Genomic DNA, 19408 nt, shown 5'->3' with positions numbered 1-19408 from the left:
ACAGTATGTATCTACATACTACGTACCACAGTACTAAATCGACGGAGACCCCATGGCTCGTGGCGGCATAAACAAAGCAGTAGTTCAAACAGCACGCTTGGCGATCCTGGCCCGCGGCGAAAACCCGAGCATCGATGCCGTACGCATCGAGATGGGCAATACCGGCTCGAAAACCACGATTCATCGCTATTTGAAGGAGCTGGACGACAGCGAAAGCCGGGTGACCATCACCGAAGCGCCGATTGACGACGAGCTGGGGGAACTGGTTGCGCGCCTGGCTCAACGCCTGAAAGACAAAGCCCAAGAGCCCATCGACTTGGCGCTGGCGCACTTCGAACAACAGAAAGCCGCCCTGCTCGCCCAGATAGAAACGCTGGAGGCCGCTCACGCCGACCTTAAGCAGCAATTTGAAATCCAGTCTTCAGCACTGGCAGAAGAAAGCGCCGCCCTGCAAACCGCGAGCACCAGCCTGCAAACCGAGCAAACCCGCAACGCCGGGCTCAGCCAGGCGTGCAGCGATTACGAGCTGAGGATTACGGATAAGGACGAACAGATTCGTTCGCTGGAAGAAAAACACCTGCACGCCCGGGATGCTCTGGAGCATTACCGCAATGCGATCAAGGAGCAGCGTGAGCAGGAACAGCGACGCCACGAAGGCCAGTTGCAGCAGGTGCAGGCGGAACTGCGCCAGGCCCAGCAAAGCGCCATGGTGCGTCAGGACGAGATCACGCAATTGCATCGCGACAACGAGCGGTTGCTGATCGAGCACCGCGTGACCGCGAAGGAATTGGCCGCGCTGCAGGAGCAGATCCGCAAAGATCAGGCCGCGCAGCAAAAACTCAGCGAGCAGGTCAACCTGATAGAAAGCGAACGCACCCTGCTTCAGGAACGCCTGCGAGTTGCTCTACTGGAGAGTCAGTCACGCCAGGAGGCACTGACCGAACAGCAGCAGAGCAACAAGAGCCTGGAGCTGGACCTTATCAAGGCCCAGGCCAGCATCGAGGCGTTGCGCCTGGCGGCTGCCGTTGCAGCAGCGCCAGAGGCAACCCCGCAAGGCTGATCAGTTCGCCACAGGCGTGCGCATGGTGACGAACTCTTCCGCCGCCGTAGGATGCACGCCGATGGTTTCGTCGAAATGCTGCTTGGTCGCGCCCGCCTTGAGCGCGATCGCCAGGCCTTGCACGATTTCACCGGCGTCCGGCCCGACCATGTGGCAACCCAGCACCTTGTCGGTGTCGGCGTCGACCACCAGCTTCATCAAGGTTTTTTCCTGGCAGTCGGTCAACGTCAGCTTCATTGGCCGGAAGCGGCTTTCGAAAATCTGCACCTTGTGGCCGTTCTTCTTCGCCTCTTCTTCAGTGAGGCCGACGGTGCCGATATTCGGCAGGCTGAATACCGCCGTCGGGATCATCGCGTAATCCACCGGGCGGTATTGCTCAGGCTTGAACAGGCGACGCGCCACTGCCATGCCTTCAGCCAGGGCCACCGGCGTCAATTGCACGCGACCAATCACGTCACCGATTGCCAGGATCGACGACTCGGCGGTCTGGTACAGGTCATCCACTGCGACGAAACCGCGCTCATCCAGTTTGACGCCGGTATTTTCCAGGCCCAGGTTGTCCAGCATCGGGCGGCGGCCAGTGGCGTAGAACACGCAGTCCGCTTCGAGTACGCGACCGTCTTTCAACGTGGCCTTGAGGCTGCCATCGGCTTGCTTGTCGATGCGCTCGATATCGGCATTGAATTGCAGGTCCAGGCCGCGCTTGGTCAGCTCTTCCTTCAGGTGCGTACGCACCGAACCATCAAAGCCGCGCAGGAACAGGTCGCCGCGATACAGCAGCGAGGTCTGTGCGCCCAAGCCATGGAAAATGCCCGCAAACTCAACGGCGATGTAACCGCCGCCGACTACAAGCACACGCTTGGGCAACTCTTTAAGGAAGAACGCCTCATTGGAGCCGATCGCGTGTTCGCGCCCTGGAATCTCTGGAATCTGCGGCCAGCCGCCCGTCGCGATCAGGATGTGCTTGGCGGTAAAGCGCTCACCGTTGATCTCTACCTGGTGCGGATCCACCAGGCGCGCATGGCCTTCATGCAAGGTCACGCCGCTGTTGACCAACAAGTTGCGGTAGATGCCATTGAGGCGGTTAATCTCGCGGTCCTTGTTGGCGATCAGCGTGGCCCAATCGAAATTCGCCTCGCTCAACGACCAACCAAAACCGCTGGCCTGTTCGAAGTCCTCGGCGAAATGCGCCCCGTACACCAAGAGTTTTTTCGGCACGCAGCCGACGTTAACGCAGGTGCCGCCCAGGTAGCGGCTTTCCGCCACGGCCACCCTGGCACCAAAACCGGCAGCAAACCGCGCTGCGCGAACACCGCCGGAACCGGCGCCAATTACATACAGGTCAAAATCGTAGGCCATTTCACTCTCCTCGGCAGGACATCAGCATACCGATTTAGATGGGGCTGAAAAACGAAAAAGCCACCCTAAGGTGGCTTTCTCTTAAAACACTGAGCAAGCGTGAATCAGTACGCCTTGCCAGTTTTGTAGAAGTGCTCGTAGCAGAAGTTGGTCGCCTCGATGTAGCCTTCGGCGCCACCGCAGTCGAAACGCTGACCTTTGAACTTGTAGGCAATCACGCAGCCGTCTTTAGCCTGCTTCAACAGGGCGTCGGTGATCTGGATCTCGCCACCCTTGCCTGGCTCGGTTTCTTCGATCAGCTTGAAGATGTCCGGCGTCAGGATGTAACGGCCGATGATCGCCAGGTTCGACGGTGCATCTTCCGGTGCAGGCTTCTCGACCATGTCACGGACGCGGATCAGGCCATCACCAATGTCGTCACCGGCGATCACGCCATACTTGTTGGTTTCGGTCGGGTTCACTTCCATGACCGCAACGATGGTGCAGCGGTATTTCTGGTACAGCTTGACCATCTGGGTCAGCACGCCGTCGCCTTCCAGGTTGACGCACAGGTCGTCCGCCAGTACCACGGCGAACGGTTCGTCACCGATCAGCGGGCGGCCGGTCAGGATCGCGTGGCCAAGGCCTTTCATCTGGGTTTGACGGGTGTAGGAGAACGAGCACTCGTCGAGCAGTTTACGGATGCCGACCAGGTATTTTTCCTTGTCGGTGCCCTTGATCTGGTTTTCCAGCTCGTAGCTGATATCGAAGTGGTCTTCCAGCGCGCGCTTACCACGGCCGGTGACGATGGAAATTTCGTTCAGGCCGGCATCCAGTGCCTCTTCGACGCCGTACTGAATCAGTGGCTTGTTCACCACCGGCAGCATCTCTTTGGGCATGGCTTTGGTCGCTGGCAAGAAGCGAGTGCCGTAACCGGCTGCTGGGAACAAGCATTTCTTGATCATATGAGTCCTTACAAAGGGCTGTGCGTACGGAATTCGGCGCAGTCTAATCAGGCCGCAGTCACCTTACAATGGGTCCTGCTGGCGTTGCGATGTCAACATAGAGAAAAAATGTCGGCGTAAGTTCCACTTATCTTCCGACAAGTACCTTCACCCTCGACAGGCAAACAACCTACAAGCCAGTGTTTCTGAGGGCTACATCCTTTTTAGCATGCTTTCAGGCCGAGGGCACTGATGTGGAATAACTTCGGCGGGCACAGGCTATTTGGCGCTATCATTACGCCCTTGAACCAGACCACGAGATTGTTAATAGATGTCAGAACCAAAAGGTGTAAACGGCTACTTGATCACGAAGCGCCCAGACGGCTGGCACTTGATCAACTTCCACGGTGACAGCGTCGCCGGGGTATTCGAGACCGAAGCCATGGCGATAGCCGTCGCCGAAGTGTTTGTGGATGAAGCCGGTCACGCATCGAGCAAGCGACCGAAGGGCAAGTAAGCACATTCGCCCCGCGCACAAAGCCCCGTTAAGCGGGGCTTTTTTGTGTTTGTCTGTACCTTGATGGCCGTTCGCTATAATCTGCTGCGAACGCCCCACGACAGTGTCAGCGCCCCTTCAACACCCTCGACGACGACCCACACATGAACAAGATTCTGGCACTTACCGCGGCCCTCGCGCTGATGACCGGCTGCACCACCACCTCCGACACTTACCTCAAAAACGGCGAGCAAGGCCTGACCATTGACTGTTCAGGCGAGGCCAACTCGTGGGCCAGTTGCTATGAAAAAGCCGACGCCTCCTGCGCGGGCACCGGCTATCGCATTGTCGGCACCGACGGCACACCCTCGCTGAAAGAAAGTGACAAAACCCTGGGCAAAGACGTTGGCAACTACAAGAGCCGCAGCGTGGTTGTGGTCTGCAAGTAAGCCGACGGGCTACAGGTGAATTTCAGCGAACTTGATCCCCAGTTCGCGCAACAGCGCGATCAAGTCATCCAGGCGCGGGAACGACTCGACCTCATCCTGTTCATCCACCAGGAAGTAACTGCGCCCGCCGCTTTTCTTGAAAAACACGATCCACTCGCCCAGGTCGGCAGGGTTCTGAATGACATGGGTGGCCGATATCTGGCCCTCGGCATAGCGGGCTTTGACGTGTTCACGTTTCATGGCGGTTTCCCGAAAAAGACACATGCCGCGCAACCTCAAGGCTTGCGCGGCATGTTTGGCATTGAATAGCCGACAGTTTAACGGATGCCCTGGCCAATCAACACGCCATCAACGGTTTGCCCATACAGATTGACGCCGTCGTTGGCGTGAAACTTCACGCGGGTTTTCTCCACCGAGCCCTCCACCAGGCGCGGGTCCTGCGGCCGCTCATGGCTGTTGACGTAAGCGGCGACATCCCAGGCCTGTTGGTCGCTCAAGCTGCCGCCCTTGCCCAATGGCATGTTGTGCTTGATGAAAGAGGCCGCCGTGTTGATTCGGTGCATGCCGGCGCCCCAGTTGTAGGAGTCTTTACCCCAAAGTGGCGGCATGACAAAGCTGTCGCCGACCTTCTGCCCCTGCCCTTCGCCGCCATGGCACACCGCACATTGCCCCTTGTAGACCTCGGCGCCCTGAGCCAAGTTGTAGCCATTGGCCGGTTGCGCAACATCGGGGTAACCGCGCCCCGGCAGTTCCACACCCAAAGGCGCCTTGCTGGCCAGCCAGTAGGCATACACCGACAGCGCGGTAATTTCCGGGCTGTCCGCCGCCGGGGGTGTGCCGCCGTTCATGCTGAACTGGAAGCAGCCCTGTAGACGCTCGGCGAAGGTGTTGACCTTGTCATTTTTCTTCCGATAGGCCGGGTACATCGGGTACGCGCCCCACAGCGGTGCCGAGTTGGCGAGCCGGCCCTGGTCCAGGTGGCAGTTGCTGCAGTTGAGCCCGTTGCCGACAAATTGCGGCGCCAGGCGCTGGGTGTCGACGAACAACGCGTAACCCTGCCGGACCAATTTGCCGTAGGCGTTGTCAGGCAATTCGCTTTCTTGAGGCGGCTGGAATTGATTAGCCGCCGGGTGCGCGGCAGCGGGCGGCAATTGCGACTGGTCTTCCATGGCAATCGTGGCGGCATGGGCCGGCAGTGCCAGCAGCAGGCTCAGCGCGGGTGCAAACAGGCAGGGCTTCATGGCTTGGCCTCCACGGGCAGCGACGCGAAGTAGTGCGCGACGCCCTGCACTTCCTCGGGAGTCAGGGATTTGGCGATGTGGCCCATCAAGTCATTGGGGTCATTGCGTCGAGTGCCGTTCTGCCAGGCAGTCAATTGCGCGGCCAGGTAGGCGGCAGGCTGGCCGGCCAACGCTGGGAACGCATCGCCAACGCCCACTCCCGCAGGCCCATGGCAGCTGACGCAGGCGGGAATCTGCCGCTCCCAGGCGCCTTGCAAGGCGAGCTTTTGCGCCGCGTTGCCGGGCATTTCGCTGCGCGGCACCGTGGCAGGCGCCGGAAATGGCATCGCCGCCACGGCCTGGCTGACTGCAGCAATTTCGGCTTCAGTCAACGCCTTGGCCAGCGGCTGCATCACCGGGTTGCTACGTGCGCCGCTGCTGAAGTCCGTCAGTTGTTTACGCACATACGCTGCCGGCAAACCCGCCAGGCGCGGAAAGCCCGCTGCGGCAAGTCCCAACCCATCGGCGCCGTGGCAGGCCACGCAGGGCATCGCGCCCGGCTGTGAACCGCCTTCGGTGAATATCTTTTTCCCATCCAGCGCGTAGGCGTTGCCTAGCAACAGCAACAACGCGCTGCCGATTAACACTCGTTCCAGAGACATCATCACAGCTCCATTTTTATAGTTATATGCTTAGCTCACAATCGCATAAGCCTACAAATGGTAGGGTAATGACCTGCTTCCCACAACACCCAAAATCAGCACAAAAAAAAGCCCGGCGCTGCAGCTGCAGCGCCAGGCTTTTTTATCGGATTCAGTGCGCGGGATGAACCGGCAAGGCTCAGCCGGAGATACATTCCTCTGCGGCTTTCTTCACGTCGCCGGGGCGAATGGGTACATTGGACATGCTTTCATACAGCTTGATGCTGCTGCCGCTGGAGCGCTCCTCAATTTCGAAGATTGCCGAAGGGTCAGCCGAGAATTTCTGCGGCACAATCACCTGCACACCGTCCTTATGCGGTTCGATCTGCGGCGGACGACGGGTTTCCGCCAATTTGTGTACAACGCACGCGGCATATTCCTGCGGCTTCTTCCCTGAAATGACCACCAATGTTGGCGGGGTCTGCTTGATATCTGCAACCGAAGCACATCCACCTAACGCCAAGGCCAGAACCAACACACTCCACTTCATACTAAAACCTCCGATAAAGACCCTACGACAGCGCAGAGAGGTATTTTCTCCCGCCAATGTAGGATTTATCTCTGAAAACACGGTGAATAACTGTTTTAAATTGTCGAAGTCGTCGACGACGACCCGATAATAAACTCGCTGGGGCTGATAAACTCCATCTTAACCTACGTATCATTCTGATTTTTCAGAAAAAGCCCTTCTGGAGACACCCGCATGAAATTCATCCACCAGCGCGAGCACCTCAACGAGGGCGACATCGTTGTCATCGAATGCTCGCAGACCTGCAACATTCGCCTGATGAGCGATGCCAACTTTCGCAGCTTCAAGAACGGTGGCCGCCACACCTACCATGGCGGCGCATTCGATAAATTCCCGGCGAAGATCACCGCACCCAGCACCGGCTTCTGGAACATTACCCTGGACGTGGTGACGCGCCGCGCCATCAGCGTTACGCGCAAACCGGCGTTGTCCCATAAAATTCGCATCGTTCGGCGCACCAGCACCAAGCTGAGCTGAGCTGAGCTGACCCGCACACTCGACAGGAAAACCGCTGTGACTACCACGACCAAATACGTCATCAAGTACAAGCTCAACGGCGAGCGTCGCTTCGAATTCGCGCAGTTGCACAGCAACGACGTCGAAGAAGCCAAACAAGCCCTGGCGAAAATTCACGACGCCGAAGACAAAATCACCGACATCAACGTGAGCAAGGCGCTGTAAGCCATGCCAGGTCCTACTGGCGATCTTTTCGGCGATGACGCCCTGCAACAACCCGCAGGGCGCGAACAGATCGGCGAAGAGTCCTACGTATTACGGGGCTATGCCCTGCCCTGGATCGAGCGCCTCTTACCTGAGTTGCGGCGGATACTGGCCCAGTCACCGTTTCGGCAGATGGTCACACCCGGTGGCTTTACCATGTCGGCGGCGCTGAGCAGCTGCGGCGAGCTGGGCTGGACCACCGACAGCAGCGGTTACCGTTACAGCCCGCTGGACCCGCGCAGCCAGCAACCCTGGCCGGCGATGCCCGACACCTTGCGCCAACTAGCCGCGCAGGCCGCACACGAGGCCGGCTTCAGCGACTTCGACCCGGACGCCTGCCTGATCAACCGCTACGTGCCGGGTGCCAAAATGTCCCTGCACCAGGACAAGAATGAACGTCGCTACAATGCCCCGGTGGTCTCCGTGTCCCTGGGCCTGCCGGCGATTTTCCTGTTCGGCGGCCATGAACGCGGCGACCGCACGCAAAAGATCTCGCTGTTTCACGGCGATGTGGTGGTCTGGGGCGGCGTTGATCGCTTGCGTTTTCATGGGGTGATGCCAATCAAAGACGGCGTGCACCCGATCATGGGCCCACAACGCATCAACCTGACCTTTCGCACCGCCGGTTAATTTGACCGCAAGCTTCAGAGTGTCGAGAGCTACCCGCGCGGTTAATCTGCCCGTGCCCCGTCAAGAGTGCAGGCCATGAACAACCAACAAGACCCCCGCTGGGCCGCCATCGTCGCCCGCGACGCCAAGGCGGACACGCTGTTCGTCTACGGCGTTAAAACCACCGGCGTGTATTGCCGCCCCAGTAGCGCCTCGCGTTTGCCACGCCCGGAAAACATCGAATTCTTCGACACGCCGCAGCAAGCCGAAGCCGCAGGCTATCGTCCCAGCAAGCGCGCCTCCGGTGACCAGACGCAATTGGCTGCGCACCACGCGCAACTGGTCGCCGAAGCCTGCCGGCAAATCGAAAAGGCTGAAACCCCGCCCAGTTTGGACGCACTCGCGCGCCGCGCCGGGTTGAGCGCGTTCCACTTCCATCGCGTGTTCAAAGCCATCACTGGCCTGACCCCAAAGGCTTACGCCAGCGCCCTGCGTTCGCGCAAAGTACGCGATGGCCTGAAGGGCCAGCATTCAGTGACCGATGCGCTGTATGACGCAGGCTTCAATTCCAACAGCCGCTTTTATGAATCCGCCGACCAGCTACTCGGCATGAAGCCCAGCGATTACAAGGCCGGCGGCACCAACAGTGAAATTCGTTTTGCCGTGGGCCAGTGCTCACTGGGGGCGATTCTGGTGGCCCAGAGCCAACGCGGTGTGTGCGCGATTTTGCTGGGGGATGACCCGGACAAGCTGGTGCGTGACCTGCAAGACCAATTCCCCAAGGCCGAACTGGTCGGCGCGGACCGCGACTTCGAAAAGCTGATCGCCCAGGTCGTGGGCTTTATAGAGGCGCCCGCACTGGGCCTGGATTTGCCCCTGGATCTACGCGGCACCGCGTTTCAGGAACGGGTGTGGCAAGTACTGCGCGAAATCCCGGTGGGCAGCACCGCCAGCTACGCGCAGATTGCCCAGCGAATCGGCGCACCGAAGTCCTTTCGCGCCGTGGCTCAGGCGTGCGGCGCTAACAACTTGGCCGTGGCGATCCCCTGCCATCGCGTGGTGCGCAGCAATGGCGAGTTGTCGGGCTATCGCTGGGGGGTTGAGCGCAAGCGCCAGTTGCTGGAGCGCGAAACCCGCTGAACCGCTGGCGGATGCCAATGTAGATCAGCGCTACGTCATCCGCCTGGTACACCTCGAAGTCGGTGACACGCCGTGTTGGGGCATTCCATCAGCTAACGATGGCCCACGAAACTGCGCCATCGTCCAGTGAATAAAACAGACTGGCCGGGTGCCAATGGCCCTGCTAAAACAGCGCAAAGTCTTACTCACGCTGGAGACGCATCCCATGAGCACCTGGCCAGACACGCGAATTCTCGACCTGCTTGGCATTGAAGTGCCGATCATTCAGGCCCCCATGGCCGGGGCAACCACAACGGCCATGGTGATTGCCACCAATGAAGCCGGCGCGCTGGGCTCGATGCCCGCCGCCGCGCTGACGATCGAGCAATTGCGCGAGGCCTTGGCTACGATTCGCCAGACCAGCTCGCGCCCTATCAACGTGAATTTCTTCTGCCATCAACCGCCCGCAGCCGATGCTGCACGCGACCGCCGCTGGAAGGATTTGCTTGAGCCCTACTACCGCGAACTCGGTGCCGATTTTGACGCACCAACCCCCGTGTCCAACCGCGCACCGTTCAATGACGCCGCCTGCCAAGTGGTCGAGGAATTTCGCCCCGAAGTGGTGAGCTTTCACTTTGGTCTGCCGGAAAAAGCCTTGCTCGACCGCGTAAAAGCCACCGGCGCCAAGGTGCTGTCATCGGCCACCACCGTGGAAGAAGCGATCTGGCTGGAACAGCATGGCTGCGACGCCATCATTGCGATGGGGATTGAGGCAGGTGGGCATCGGGGTTTGTTCCTCAGCGACGACCTGAATACCCAGATCGGCCTGATGGCGCTGGTGCCGCAAATCGTCGATGCGGTCAGCGTGCCGGTGATTGCCGCTGGCGGTATTGCGGATGCGCGCGGCATTGTCGCGGCATTCGCCCTGGGCGCCAGCGCGGTGCAAATCGGCACGGCTTACCTGTTTACCCCCGAAGCCAACGTCAGCGCGTCCCACCACTCTGCGTTGCGCCACGCCCAGGCCAGCGAAACCGCGCTGACCAACCTGTTCACCGGCCGCCCGGCGCGTGGCATCGTCAATCGTGTGATGCGAGAACTCGGTGCGATCAACCCGGTTGCTCCCGCGTTTCCGACGTCCGGTGGTGCGTTGATGCCACTTAAAGCCAAGGATGAAGCCGGTTTCAGCAACCTGTGGTCCGGCCAGGCGTTGCGCCTGGGCAAAGACATCTCCACTTATGCGCTGACCTGCGAATTGGCCGAGCAGGCGCTGGCCAGGTTCAAATAGAACTCGCGCCTGAGGCAACTTTGCACTGTACCGGCAATGGCCAACCGCTATATATTCCCATACATAGCGGTAAAGCCTTCTACCTATAACAAGCCGTACACCTTCAAAGGAGCTGCTTCATGATGATCCGCGCCTCACGCCTCGCCCCTGCCCTGATTGCCGCCTTTGCCCTGGGCTCGGCCCACGCCGATGAAGTGCAAGTTGCCGTTGCCGCCAACTTCACCGCGCCGATCCAGGCGATTGCCGCCGACTTCGAAAAAGACACCGGCCACACACTCGTCGCGGCCTACGGCGCTACCGGCCAGTTCTACACGCAGATCAAGAACGGCGCGCCGTTCGAAGTGTTCCTCAGCGCGGATGACACCACGCCGAAAAAGCTCGATGACGAAGGCGCCACCGTCAAAGGTTCGCGCTTTACCTACGCGGTCGGCACCCTGGCGCTGTGGTCGGCCAAGGAAGGTTACGTCGATGCCAAAGGCGATGTGCTGAAGAACAACGCATACCAGCACTTGTCCATCGCCGATCCAAAAACCGCACCTTATGGCCTCGCCGCCACCCAAGTGCTGGCCAAGGAAGGGCTGACCGAAAAGGTCGCGCCTAAGCTGGTCACCGGGCAGAACATCACCCAAGCCTTCCAGTTCGTCTCCACCGGCAACGCTGAGTTGGGCTTCGTCGCTCTGTCGCAGATTTATAAAGACGGCAAAGTCACCAGCGGTTCGGCGTGGATCGTGCCGGCCGCCCTGCATGACCCAATCAAGCAGGACGCGGTGATCCTCGCCAAGGGTAAAGACAGCGCCGCCGCCAAAGCCCTGGTCGAGTACCTCAAAGGCCCGAAAGCCGCTGCGGTGATCAAGTCCTACGGTTACGAGCTGGCCCAGTAAATGCCGCTGTCGAGTGCCGATTTTTCCGCGATTTGGCTGACCGTCAAACTGGCGTCACTGACCACTGTGATCCTGTTGGTCATCGGCACTCCGATAGCCCTGTGGCTGTCGCGCACCCGTTCCTGGTGGCGCGGCCCCATCGGGGCGATTGTCGCGCTGCCGTTGGTGTTGCCCCCCACGGTGATCGGTTTCTACCTGCTGCTGACCATGGGCCCCAACGGCTATTTCGGCCAGTTCACGCAATGGCTGGGCCTGGGCACCCTGACGTTCAGCTTTGCCGGGCTGGTGATTGGCTCGGTGATCTATTCCATGCCGTTTGTGGTGCAGCCGTTGCAAAACGCCTTCTCCGCCATCGGGACGCGCCCGCTGGAAGTGGCCGCCACGCTGCGCGCCAATCCTTGGGACACGTTTTTCACGGTGATCCTGCCCCTGGCCCGCCCAGGCTTTATCACTGCGTCGATTCTGGGCTTTGCCCACACCGTCGGCGAGTTTGGCGTGGTGCTGATGATCGGCGGCAATATCCCCAACAAGACCCGCGTGGTCTCGGTGCAGATCTACGACCACGTCGAAGCCATGGAATATGCCCAGGCCCACTGGTTGGCCGGCTCCATGGTGGTGTTCGCCTTCCTCGTATTGCTGGCGCTCTACTCCAGCCGTAAAACCAAGATGGGCTGGAGCTGATCGCCATGATTGATGTACGCCTGCAAATGCAATACTCGGGCTTTGCGCTGGATGTGGACTTGAAGTTGCCAGGCCGTGGCGTGACCGCGTTGTACGGGCATTCCGGCTCGGGCAAAACCACCTGCTTGCGCTGCATCGCCGGGCTGGAGCGGGCCGAGAACGGCTTTGTGCAGATCAACGATGACGTCTGGCAAGACAGCCGCAACGGCGTGTTCGTGCCGCCGCACAAGCGTGCGTTGGGTTATGTGTTCCAGGAAGCGAGCCTGTTTCCCCATCTGTCCGTGCGGGCCAACCTGGAGTTCGGCCTCAAGCGCATTCCACGCACGCTTCGCCGCGTGGACATGGCTCACGCCACTGAACTGCTGGGCATCGGCCACCTGCTCGAGCGCCATCCGCAGCACTTGTCCGGCGGCGAGCGCCAGCGCATCGGCATCGCCCGCGCGTTGCTCACCAGCCCGCAACTATTACTCATGGATGAACCGCTGGCGGCCCTCGACAGTAAACGCAAAAGCGAGATCCTGCCGTACCTCGAACGTCTGCACGATGAGCTGGATATTCCACTGCTGTACGTCAGCCATGCCCAGGACGAAGTGGCGCGGCTGGCCGATCACATCGTTTTGCTCAGCGACGGCAAGGCCCTGGCCAGCGGCCCGATTGGCGAAACCCTGGCGCGGCTGGATTTGCCCCTGGCCTTGGGCGACGACGCCGGCGTGGTGATCAATGGCAGCGTCAGTGCCTACGACGAGCACTACCAATTGCTCACGTTGCAGTTGCCCGACAGCGCCTTATCAATACGCGTCGCCCATGCGCCGCTGGCGTTGGGCAAACAGCTGCGCATCAAGGTGCAAGCGCGCGATGTCAGCCTGAGCCTGCAGGCGCAGGAAGCCAGCAGCATCCTTAACCGATTGCCGGTGACGGTGGCCGAAGAGATTTCGGCGGACAACAACGCCCATGTGCTGGTGCGCCTGGATGCCGGCGGCACGCCGTTGCTGGCGCGGATTACACGCTTCTCCCGCGACCAGTTGCAGCTGCATCCCGGCCAGGCGTTGTGGGCGCAAATCAAGGCGGTTGCGGTGCTCGCGTAAGTATTTGGCACCCGCGCAAAACCCTGCGGTCAATCAGACATACCGGCCTGATTACCGATAAGGAATTTGCACCATGCCCGACGCCGCGCTGCCTGCCGACCTGCCCCGCGACCTGCATTACGTTGACGACACCCAACCCGGGATCCGCCGCAAGAAGGTGCGCGGCAAGTTCCAGTATGTCGACGCCAAAGGCCAGACCATCACCGATGCCGACGAAATCAAACGCCTGAATGCCCTGGCCGTGCCGCCGGCCTACACCGATGTATGGATCTGCGCCGACCCGCGTGGCCATCTGCAAGCCACCGGCCGCGATGCGCGCGGGCGCAAACAGTACCGCTATCACGCGCGCTGGCGTGAAGTGCGCGACACCGACAAGTATTCGCGCCTGCAAGAGTTCGGCAACGCCTTGCCGAAACTGCGTAAACAATTGGAGGCGCAAATTGCCGAGCGCGGCTTCACCCGGGAAAAAGTCCTGGCCACGGTGGTGATGCTGCTGGACGCGACGCTGATCCGCGTCGGCAATACGCAATACGCCCGCGATAACAAATCCTACGGGCTGACCACCTTGCGCACCCGCCATGTGGACATCAAGGGTAGCGAGATCAAGTTCCAGTTTCGCGGCAAAAGCGGCGTCGAGCATCAGATCAGCGTCAAGGACCGGCGCCTGGCCTCGGTGGTCAAGCGTTGCCTCGAATTACCGGGGCAAAACCTGTTTCAGTACCTGGATGAGGACGGCGAACGCCATACCGTCAGCTCCCACGACGTTAACGCTTACCTGCACAGCCTCACCGGCGCCGACTTCACCGCCAAGGACTATCGCACCTGGGCCGGCACCGCCATGGCGCTGGCGGTGTTGCGCGAATTGCAGTGGCAGCCCGAGTCGGATGCCAAGCGCCATGTGGTGGCAATGGTCAAGGACGTCGCCAAGCAGCTGGGCAACACCCCGGCGGTGTGCCGCAAGTGCTATATCCACCCGGCCGTGCTGGAGCATTTCAGCCTCGGCGAGCTGTCCAAACTGCCCAAGCCGCGGGTGCGCAAGGGCTTGAAAGCCGAAGAAGTCGCACTGGCGATGTTCCTCGAGCAACTGGCGGCGGACTTGCCGAAGAAAGCCAAGGTGGGTTAGCCTCTGAGCCCCTTCTGACGCCCGGGATGACCGCCGACGTGAACAACTAAGCCTTCCAAAATGTATCTGCAACAAGCCGCCTGGCGCGCTTGTTGGCCTGTTCGACATTTTTTTGGAGGTGCTGATGACTGACGTCAACCGGCTGCCCGTACTCGTTTCCCTGCAACACCTGACATTCCAGTTCGCCGATGGCGAGACCTTGCTGGAAGACCTCACCCTGTCGATCGATCACACGCCCACCGGGATTGTCGGCCGTAATGGCCGTGGCAAAAGCATCCTCGCCAAACTGATCGCCGGGCTGCTGGCGCCCTCTTCCGGCACCCTGAAAGGCTCGGCCAGCGCGGCCTACGTCGCGCAGACACTGGCCGTTCAACCCGGTGCAACCCTCGCCGATGTGACGGGCACCGCCGAGGTATTGGCCGCCCTTGAACGCATGGCCCGGGGCGAACCCCAGGCGCACGACCTGGCGCTGATCGACGACCGCTGGGACCTTGCGCAGCAGCTGCGCACGGCGCTGGACGCCGCAGGCTTGCCCCACCTCGATGCGCACACGCCAGCCGAGCGACTCAGCGGCGGCCAACTGGCCAGAATCGCGGTGATCGGTGCGCTGTTGGCAACGCCGCAGCTGCTGATTCTTGATGAGCCCACCAACCACCTCGACAGCGTCGGCCGTGACTGGCTGCTGAGCGTGCTCGGCACGTGGCGCGGCGGCCTGATGGTGGTCAGTCATGATCGGCAGTTGCTCAACGCCATGGGCCGCATCATTGAACTCTCGCCACTGGGCGTGCAGGTGTACGGCGGCAACTACGATGCCTACCGCTTGCAGCGCGACGCGCAGCAACACGCCGCCCTCGCCGCCCTGGAACACGCACGCCTGGCGCGTAGCCGCGAGCGCCGTCGCCTGCAAAAAGATCATGACAGCCTGCAGCGCAATGCCGCCCGCGCGCGTAAGCACGCAGAGACCGCCAACGTCACCGGGTTTACCAAAGCGCGCTGGAAAGGCGCCGCGAAGGAAATTGTCAGCACTGTGCGCAGTGAACATCGCGCGTATAAACATGAACTGGATGGGCAGGTGCGCCAGGCCTATGAACGCGTCGTCGATGAACCGCCGACGTTGCTGGCCCTGCCCGGCTCGGCAGTGCCCAACGGCCGTCACGTACTGACGCTGCATAACGCGCAACTGCCGTGGCTGGCCCCGCAAGCGCCTTCCACTTACCTCACGCTCAACCTCATGGGCCCGCTACGCATTGCCGTGCGCGGGCCGAATGGCTGCGGTAAATCCACGCTGCTCAAGCTGCTGGCGGGGCACTGGCAGGCGGTCAGCGGCGAATGCAGGGTGCAGGTGCCCAGCGCGTATATCGATCAGCACCTGGCAGTGCTGGACGACCATCGTTCCATCGTCGAACAGCTCAACCTGCTCGATACGCCCTTGGCCGAAGCCGAACTGCGCACGCGCCTGGCGTTACTGCATCTGGACGCAAGCCGGCAAGCCGTTTGAGTGGCGGTGAGCGCCTGAAAGCCGCCATGGCGATTGCCTTGTGGCGCGAGGTGCCGGCGCAGTTGCTGCTGTTGGATGAGCCGACCAACCACTTGGACCTGGAGTCGGTACTCGCCTTTGAGCAGGCATTGCAGGGTTTTAACGGGGCGATGATGGTGGTGTCCCATGACGAGGCGTTTGTGCAGGCCATCCGGCCGACGCAGCATTTGACCTGGCAACCCGAAGGCTGGCGACTGCAAGGTGTGTGAGGTCATTGCACGCGCGCTCAAAGCGTCCTACGGTAGTGGCCGAATAATCTCACCCAGGAGTCCAGCACCATGCTGCCTGCAGCGCGTACACCCTACGCCAATGCCGCCCTCGCCCATCGGCAGCGTTGGCGCGGGCGGGTCGGTTTAATGTTGGTGGCGAGTCTTTCCGTGCTGGCCGGCATGACCGATGCCATCGGCTTTATGGCCAGCGGCGATTTTGTCTCGTTCATGAGCGGCAATACCACGCGCCTGGCGGTGGCGATTGGCGCGGGTGATGTGGGCCTGTCGGGGCGCTTGCTGTTGCTGGTGGCGATGTTCGTGGTCGGCAACGCCCTGGGCGTGGTGGTCAGCCGCCTGGCCAAACGGCATGCGCTGCCTTTGCTGTTGTGCATTGCGGCGTTGTTGTGCGGCGCGGCCTTGTGGCCTTTTGTCGATACCTTGCCGGCGTTGCTCGCAGCGATTATCGCCATGGGCATGCTCAATGCGGCCGTGGAAGAGGTCAACGGGTTGCCGGTGGGCCTGACGTATGTGACGGGCGCGCTGTCACGCTTTGGTCGCGGGCTGGGGCGCTGGATGCTGGGAGAGCGGCGCAATGGTTGGCGGGTGCAGTTGATCCCGTGGGCCGGAATGTTCATCGGCGCGGTGATCGGCGCACTGCTGGAGCAGCAACTGGGCCTCAAGGCGCTGCTGGTCAGTGGCGCATTGGCGGCGGTGTTGGGGGTGGTGTCGCTGAAGATTCCCCGGCGCTGGCACTTGGGTTACATGCCGCGCTAAGGATAAAAAGAGGCCCGCCCGACGTTTCGGCCTCGACGTCCGTGTACTGGTAAAGAGCCATCACGTCGAGCGAGCGGGTGGAATGATAAGCGAATGTCCGGCGGCTGTCCCGCCGGGCATTTCCGAAAACCACTAAGGCAACGGCTTACAGGCAAGTCGCGAGTGCGGCGAGGCGGCGTTTGGCCGGCATCGTGTCCTCGCCCGCGAAGTAGTTGACGCTGGAACCGGCGCCTGCGCTGCGCACATCGACAAAATAGTCGCCGCCGGTGGTGTACACCGTGAAGCCGCCGGTTTCGAGCGGTTCCTTGAAGCCACCGGCGTCAACGCCGAATACCGCTTCGTCCTGCCAGCCAAACTGGATGCATTGAGCAACCACCAATGGGGCCTTTTCCGACGCCAGGGTCTTGTAAGGCGTACCAGTGCGCGCCTCCTTCATCTTCGAGCCCGCGCAACCGGACAGTGCTGCCACTATCAGTGCGCCAATTACCACCTTCCGCATGCCATCGCCTCCTTGGAAAAACCGCGACTCTATCATTTGCAGGCGGCATTCAAGGATTATTACATCAAGGCTGAAGCAAGGAAGAAGGCGTTACCGGCCGCCGAATGAATTTTGTTTCACTGTGAAGGGAGGTGGCGCTGCCTATAGTTGCCAGGCTCATTTTTAAGAAGTCTCCCTTCTGCCCGCCCTCCCGCGGGCTTTTTTTTGCCTGCGCGGTGCGCAATGTGGGAGCTGGCTTGCCTGCGATGCGGGCGCCGCGGTGTACCAGTGGTCACCCGTGGACGCCATCGCAGGCAAGCCAGCTCCCACAGAAAGCAGCCTCAGAGCCACCAGCGAAACAGATAGAACAACCCCATGCTCAGCAGCACCGTGATCAACACACTGCGCGTCCAGAACATCAACGCCACCGCGCAGATACCCGCCAGCAAGTAAGGATTGGCCGGGCTCAGGTTGAGCCTGTGGTCGGCGAGAAAAATAATCGGCCCACAAATCGCCGTCAGCATCCCCGGCACTGCGAACCCGAGAAACTCCCGCGCGCCGCGATTGAGCCGCACCGGCAACCGCGGCTCAATGAACACGTAACGGTTGAAAAATACCACCAGGCCCATGGCCACAATCATCACGTAAATCATCGCTGCCCCACTCCCAGCCGCTTGCAGGCAAACCCCGCGCTCATCCCCAACACACCCGACACCACCACCGCCGACTCCCAGTGCAAGTAACTCAACCACACCGAGCACAACAGCGACACTGCCACACACACCACCGTGGGCACGTCGCGTACCACCGGGGTGATCAAGGCGATAAAGGTCGCGGCAATCGAAAACTCCAGCCCCAACTGGTCGAGGCCGGGAATGCTTTTGCCCAGCACGATGCCGGCCAGGGTAAACAGGTTCCAGATGATATAGAACGTCAGGCCGACGCCCAGGGCGTACCAGCGGTTGAACGTCTCACGGTCATAGTGATTGACCAGCGCAAAGAATTCGTCGGTCAGCAAAAACCCCAGGCTCATGCGCCACCGCGCGTTGAGCGACGACAATGTAGGGCGCATGTGCATACCATAAAGCAGATGCTGGGAAGTCAGCAGCAAGGTGGTCAGCACGATTGAAATCAGGCTGGCGCCACTTTTGACCATGCCGATTGCGACTAACTGCGCGGCACCGGCAAACACGATGGCGGACAAACCTTGGGCCTGCAGCGGCGTAAATTGCGCATCGATGGCCATGGAACCGGCCAGCAGCCCCCAAGGCGCACAAGCGAGCGATAACGGAATGACGGCAATCGCGCCGCGCCCGAAGGCGTAATGAGGTAAGGCTGTAGGCATGGAGATGGCTCATCGACAGACAGTCGACAAGCATGCCAGCGCGATAAGGGTGTTGTCTTGAACGATCGTGCTCAGGCGAGCTTGACCGAGACCTGCTCCACCGAGTCACGCGCTTCGCGCAGCTCGTAGGCATCCTGGTTGAGCCGGTGAATCGTATTAAGCAGGCGTTGGCGCAACACTTCGTCTCCGAGTTTTTCCACGGCGCGCATCAGGTCAAACGCCGCAGTTTCGTTATTGTCCGCGACGGAATCGAGGGTCTTGCGCAGGTTGCGAGTGGCACGGGTCACGCGGGTTCTTCCTTCATCAGCAATGGGCAGGCACTTTAGGACATTCGTGTTTCATTTTAATTTCAGTCACTTGTGGCTGATTTGATGGCATTTGATCCACGTCAATCGAATTCAGGATTTGACCTATATATATGGCTATACGTATATTCGGCCAGCCATATATGCCAAGACCTCGACATGCCGGACCTTATCTCCCCGCCCACCCTGTTCAAATGCCTGGCCGATGCCACCCGCGCGCGATTGACGTTATTGATCCTGCGTGAAGGCGAACTTTGCGTGTGCGAACTGATCCATGCTCTGGACGACAGCCAGCCAAAAATCTCCCGTCACCTGGCGCAACTGCGCAGTTGCGGGCTTTTGCTGGACCGTCGTCAGGGCCAATGGGTCTATTACCGCATCAACCCGGCACTGCCCACTTGGGTGACACACGTGCTGGAAACTACCTTGCAAGCCAACCAGCCATGGTTGCACAACGACGCGCAGCGTCTTGATGCAATGGGCGACAGACCACAACGGGCCAGCACCTGCTGCTGAGCCA

General features: G+C 60.6%; 24 protein-coding genes and 1 pseudogene. 15 read left to right on the top strand and 10 right to left on the bottom strand.

From position 1 onward, the window contains the following. Positions 1-52: 52 nt before the first annotated feature. Entirely contained in the window at positions 53-1060 is a 1008-nt protein-coding gene (locus L8I05_RS06265) for a DNA-binding protein (RefSeq protein ID WP_242167604.1), read from the top strand. Here L8I05_RS06265 and gorA read toward each other — a convergent pair whose 3' ends face one another. Together gorA and galU are read right to left on the bottom strand one after the other, a co-directional pair. Beyond that, positions 1061-2419 carry a glutathione-disulfide reductase gene (gorA, locus tag L8I05_RS06260; RefSeq protein WP_242167603.1) on the bottom strand — a complete coding sequence of 453 codons (1359 nt, stop codon included), beginning with the start codon at positions 2417-2419 and terminating at the stop codon, positions 1061-1063. A gap of 104 nt (positions 2420-2523) precedes the next feature. After that, positions 2524-3363 carry a UTP--glucose-1-phosphate uridylyltransferase GalU gene (gene galU, locus L8I05_RS06255; protein WP_003173830.1) on the bottom strand — a complete coding sequence of 280 codons (840 nt, stop codon included), beginning with the start codon at positions 3361-3363 and terminating at the stop codon, positions 2524-2526. 310 nt (positions 3364-3673) lie between these two features. On the opposite strand from galU, the gene L8I05_RS06250 reads away from it, so the two are divergent. Next, complete coding sequence (locus L8I05_RS06250; protein WP_242167602.1) at positions 3674-3859, top strand: hypothetical protein; 186 nt, start codon at positions 3674-3676, stop codon at positions 3857-3859. A 143-nt stretch (positions 3860-4002) separates the two neighbouring features. Then, positions 4003-4287, top strand: a complete 285-nt coding sequence (locus L8I05_RS06245) for a hypothetical protein (protein ID WP_159956668.1) — start codon at positions 4003-4005, stop codon at positions 4285-4287. Positions 4288-4296: 9 nt separating this feature from the next. Here L8I05_RS06245 and L8I05_RS06240 read toward each other — a convergent pair whose 3' ends face one another. The 4 genes from L8I05_RS06240 to L8I05_RS06225 form a co-directional block, all read right to left on the bottom strand. Beyond that, positions 4297-4527 (bottom strand): hypothetical protein, encoded by a 231-nt coding sequence (locus L8I05_RS06240; RefSeq protein WP_159956670.1) that lies wholly within the window; start codon positions 4525-4527, stop codon positions 4297-4299. Positions 4528-4604: 77 nt separating this feature from the next. Further along, the gene (locus L8I05_RS06235; protein ID WP_242167601.1) at positions 4605-5528 is read right to left on the bottom strand and encodes a c-type cytochrome; all 924 of its coding nucleotides are present in this window, start codon (positions 5526-5528) and stop codon (positions 4605-4607) included. Continuing rightward, positions 5525-6172, bottom strand: coding sequence for a c-type cytochrome (locus tag L8I05_RS06230; RefSeq protein WP_242167600.1), 648 nt, complete (start codon positions 6170-6172; stop codon positions 5525-5527). The genes L8I05_RS06235 and L8I05_RS06230 overlap by 4 nt, the downstream gene beginning before the upstream one ends. A gap of 175 nt (positions 6173-6347) precedes the next feature. After that, positions 6348-6698, bottom strand: coding sequence for a hypothetical protein (locus L8I05_RS06225; RefSeq protein ID WP_159956676.1), 351 nt, complete (start codon positions 6696-6698; stop codon positions 6348-6350). 213 nt (positions 6699-6911) lie between these two features. Here L8I05_RS06225 and L8I05_RS06220 point away from each other — a divergent pair, with 213 nt between their 5' ends. The 11 genes and pseudogenes from L8I05_RS06220 to L8I05_RS06170 all read left to right on the top strand — a co-directional run bounded on the left by L8I05_RS06220 (position 6912) and on the right by L8I05_RS06170 (position 16760). After that, positions 6912-7214: a DUF1883 domain-containing protein gene (locus L8I05_RS06220; RefSeq protein WP_003173824.1), complete on the top strand. Its 303-nt coding sequence runs from the start codon at positions 6912-6914 to the stop codon at positions 7212-7214. 36 nt (positions 7215-7250) lie between these two features. Further along, entirely contained in the window at positions 7251-7418 is a 168-nt protein-coding gene (locus L8I05_RS06215) for a hypothetical protein (protein ID WP_242167599.1), read from the top strand. Between the two features lie 3 nt (positions 7419-7421). Next, on the top strand, positions 7422-8087 hold the full coding sequence (gene alkB, locus L8I05_RS06210) for a DNA oxidative demethylase AlkB (RefSeq protein WP_242167598.1): 666 nt from the start codon (positions 7422-7424) through the stop codon (positions 8085-8087). A gap of 75 nt (positions 8088-8162) precedes the next feature. Beyond that, positions 8163-9206, top strand: coding sequence for a bifunctional DNA-binding transcriptional regulator/O6-methylguanine-DNA methyltransferase Ada (gene ada / locus L8I05_RS06205; RefSeq protein WP_242167597.1), 1044 nt, complete (start codon positions 8163-8165; stop codon positions 9204-9206). A 205-nt stretch (positions 9207-9411) separates the two neighbouring features. Beyond that, the gene (locus tag L8I05_RS06200) at positions 9412-10470 is read left to right on the top strand and encodes a nitronate monooxygenase (RefSeq protein ID WP_242167596.1); all 1059 of its coding nucleotides are present in this window, start codon (positions 9412-9414) and stop codon (positions 10468-10470) included. A 119-nt stretch (positions 10471-10589) separates the two neighbouring features. Beyond that, a complete protein-coding gene (gene modA, locus L8I05_RS06195) occupies positions 10590-11351 on the top strand; it encodes a molybdate ABC transporter substrate-binding protein (protein ID WP_242167595.1) in 762 nt (253 codons plus the stop codon). Then, positions 11352-12032, top strand: a complete 681-nt coding sequence (gene modB, locus L8I05_RS06190) for a molybdate ABC transporter permease subunit (RefSeq protein WP_177018934.1) — start codon at positions 11352-11354, stop codon at positions 12030-12032. 5 nt (positions 12033-12037) lie between these two features. After that, the gene (gene modC / locus L8I05_RS06185; RefSeq protein ID WP_242167594.1) at positions 12038-13117 is read left to right on the top strand and encodes a molybdenum ABC transporter ATP-binding protein; all 1080 of its coding nucleotides are present in this window, start codon (positions 12038-12040) and stop codon (positions 13115-13117) included. A gap of 73 nt (positions 13118-13190) precedes the next feature. Then, a complete protein-coding gene (locus L8I05_RS06180) occupies positions 13191-14240 on the top strand; it encodes a DNA topoisomerase IB (RefSeq protein ID WP_242167593.1) in 1050 nt (349 codons plus the stop codon). A gap of 124 nt (positions 14241-14364) precedes the next feature. Next, positions 14365-15986 (top strand): annotated as a pseudogene (locus L8I05_RS06175) (ATP-binding cassette domain-containing protein). 69 nt (positions 15987-16055) lie between these two features. Continuing rightward, positions 16056-16760, top strand: coding sequence for a YoaK family protein (locus tag L8I05_RS06170; RefSeq protein WP_242167592.1), 705 nt, complete (start codon positions 16056-16058; stop codon positions 16758-16760). A 145-nt stretch (positions 16761-16905) separates the two neighbouring features. Here the strand turns inward: L8I05_RS06170 and L8I05_RS06165 are convergent, their stop codons facing one another. The 4 genes from L8I05_RS06165 to L8I05_RS06150 all read right to left on the bottom strand — a co-directional run bounded on the left by L8I05_RS06165 (position 16906) and on the right by L8I05_RS06150 (position 18870). Beyond that, positions 16906-17259, bottom strand: coding sequence for a lipoprotein (locus L8I05_RS06165; RefSeq protein WP_242167591.1), 354 nt, complete (start codon positions 17257-17259; stop codon positions 16906-16908). 320 nt (positions 17260-17579) lie between these two features. After that, complete coding sequence (locus L8I05_RS06160) at positions 17580-17891, bottom strand: AzlD domain-containing protein (protein WP_242167590.1); 312 nt, start codon at positions 17889-17891, stop codon at positions 17580-17582. Further along, positions 17888-18583, bottom strand: a complete 696-nt coding sequence (locus L8I05_RS06155; RefSeq protein WP_159956700.1) for an AzlC family ABC transporter permease — start codon at positions 18581-18583, stop codon at positions 17888-17890. The genes L8I05_RS06160 and L8I05_RS06155 overlap by 4 nt, the downstream gene beginning before the upstream one ends. 71 nt (positions 18584-18654) lie before the next feature. Beyond that, positions 18655-18870: a hypothetical protein gene (locus tag L8I05_RS06150; RefSeq protein ID WP_078742613.1), complete on the bottom strand. Its 216-nt coding sequence runs from the start codon at positions 18868-18870 to the stop codon at positions 18655-18657. A gap of 177 nt (positions 18871-19047) precedes the next feature. On the opposite strand from L8I05_RS06150, the gene L8I05_RS06145 reads away from it, so the two are divergent. Further along, positions 19048-19404, top strand: coding sequence for a metalloregulator ArsR/SmtB family transcription factor (locus tag L8I05_RS06145; protein WP_177018928.1), 357 nt, complete (start codon positions 19048-19050; stop codon positions 19402-19404). Positions 19405-19408: the final 4 nt, after the last annotated feature.

This window comes from Pseudomonas sp. MONT-RG-20F-20-E-7-02 (assembly GCF_022662395.1).
Classification (GTDB): Bacteria; Pseudomonadota; Gammaproteobacteria; order Pseudomonadales; family Pseudomonadaceae; genus Aquipseudomonas.
This window is presented reverse-complemented; position numbering and strand designations above follow the sequence as displayed.

Excerpts from the sequence above, each read along its gene's own strand:
- L8I05_RS06265 (WP_242167604.1), top strand. The coding sequence starts at position 53 with ATGGCTCGTGGCGGCATAAACAAAGCAGTAGTTCAAACAGCACGCTTG.
- gorA (WP_242167603.1), bottom strand. The coding sequence starts at position 2,419 with ATGGCCTACGATTTTGACCTGTATGTAATTGGCGCCGGTTCCGGCGGT.
- galU (WP_003173830.1), bottom strand. The coding sequence starts at position 3,363 with ATGATCAAGAAATGCTTGTTCCCAGCAGCCGGTTACGGCACTCGCTTC.
- L8I05_RS06250 (WP_242167602.1), top strand. The coding sequence starts at position 3,674 with ATGTCAGAACCAAAAGGTGTAAACGGCTACTTGATCACGAAGCGCCCA.
- L8I05_RS06245 (WP_159956668.1), top strand. The coding sequence starts at position 4,003 with ATGAACAAGATTCTGGCACTTACCGCGGCCCTCGCGCTGATGACCGGC.
- L8I05_RS06240 (WP_159956670.1), bottom strand. The coding sequence starts at position 4,527 with ATGAAACGTGAACACGTCAAAGCCCGCTATGCCGAGGGCCAGATATCG.
- L8I05_RS06235 (WP_242167601.1), bottom strand. The coding sequence starts at position 5,528 with ATGAAGCCCTGCCTGTTTGCACCCGCGCTGAGCCTGCTGCTGGCACTG.
- L8I05_RS06230 (WP_242167600.1), bottom strand. The coding sequence starts at position 6,172 with ATGATGTCTCTGGAACGAGTGTTAATCGGCAGCGCGTTGTTGCTGTTG.
- L8I05_RS06225 (WP_159956676.1), bottom strand. The coding sequence starts at position 6,698 with ATGAAGTGGAGTGTGTTGGTTCTGGCCTTGGCGTTAGGTGGATGTGCT.
- L8I05_RS06220 (WP_003173824.1), top strand. The coding sequence starts at position 6,912 with ATGAAATTCATCCACCAGCGCGAGCACCTCAACGAGGGCGACATCGTT.
- alkB (WP_242167598.1), top strand. The coding sequence starts at position 7,422 with ATGCCAGGTCCTACTGGCGATCTTTTCGGCGATGACGCCCTGCAACAA.
- ada (WP_242167597.1), top strand. The coding sequence starts at position 8,163 with ATGAACAACCAACAAGACCCCCGCTGGGCCGCCATCGTCGCCCGCGAC.
- L8I05_RS06200 (WP_242167596.1), top strand. The coding sequence starts at position 9,412 with ATGAGCACCTGGCCAGACACGCGAATTCTCGACCTGCTTGGCATTGAA.
- modA (WP_242167595.1), top strand. The coding sequence starts at position 10,590 with ATGATGATCCGCGCCTCACGCCTCGCCCCTGCCCTGATTGCCGCCTTT.
- modB (WP_177018934.1), top strand. The coding sequence starts at position 11,352 with ATGCCGCTGTCGAGTGCCGATTTTTCCGCGATTTGGCTGACCGTCAAA.
- modC (WP_242167594.1), top strand. The coding sequence starts at position 12,038 with ATGATTGATGTACGCCTGCAAATGCAATACTCGGGCTTTGCGCTGGAT.
- L8I05_RS06180 (WP_242167593.1), top strand. The coding sequence starts at position 13,191 with ATGCCCGACGCCGCGCTGCCTGCCGACCTGCCCCGCGACCTGCATTAC.
- L8I05_RS06170 (WP_242167592.1), top strand. The coding sequence starts at position 16,056 with ATGCTGCCTGCAGCGCGTACACCCTACGCCAATGCCGCCCTCGCCCAT.
- L8I05_RS06165 (WP_242167591.1), bottom strand. The coding sequence starts at position 17,259 with ATGCGGAAGGTGGTAATTGGCGCACTGATAGTGGCAGCACTGTCCGGT.
- L8I05_RS06160 (WP_242167590.1), bottom strand. The coding sequence starts at position 17,891 with ATGATTTACGTGATGATTGTGGCCATGGGCCTGGTGGTATTTTTCAAC.
- L8I05_RS06155 (WP_159956700.1), bottom strand. The coding sequence starts at position 18,583 with ATGCCTACAGCCTTACCTCATTACGCCTTCGGGCGCGGCGCGATTGCC.
- L8I05_RS06145 (WP_177018928.1), top strand. The coding sequence starts at position 19,048 with ATGCCGGACCTTATCTCCCCGCCCACCCTGTTCAAATGCCTGGCCGAT.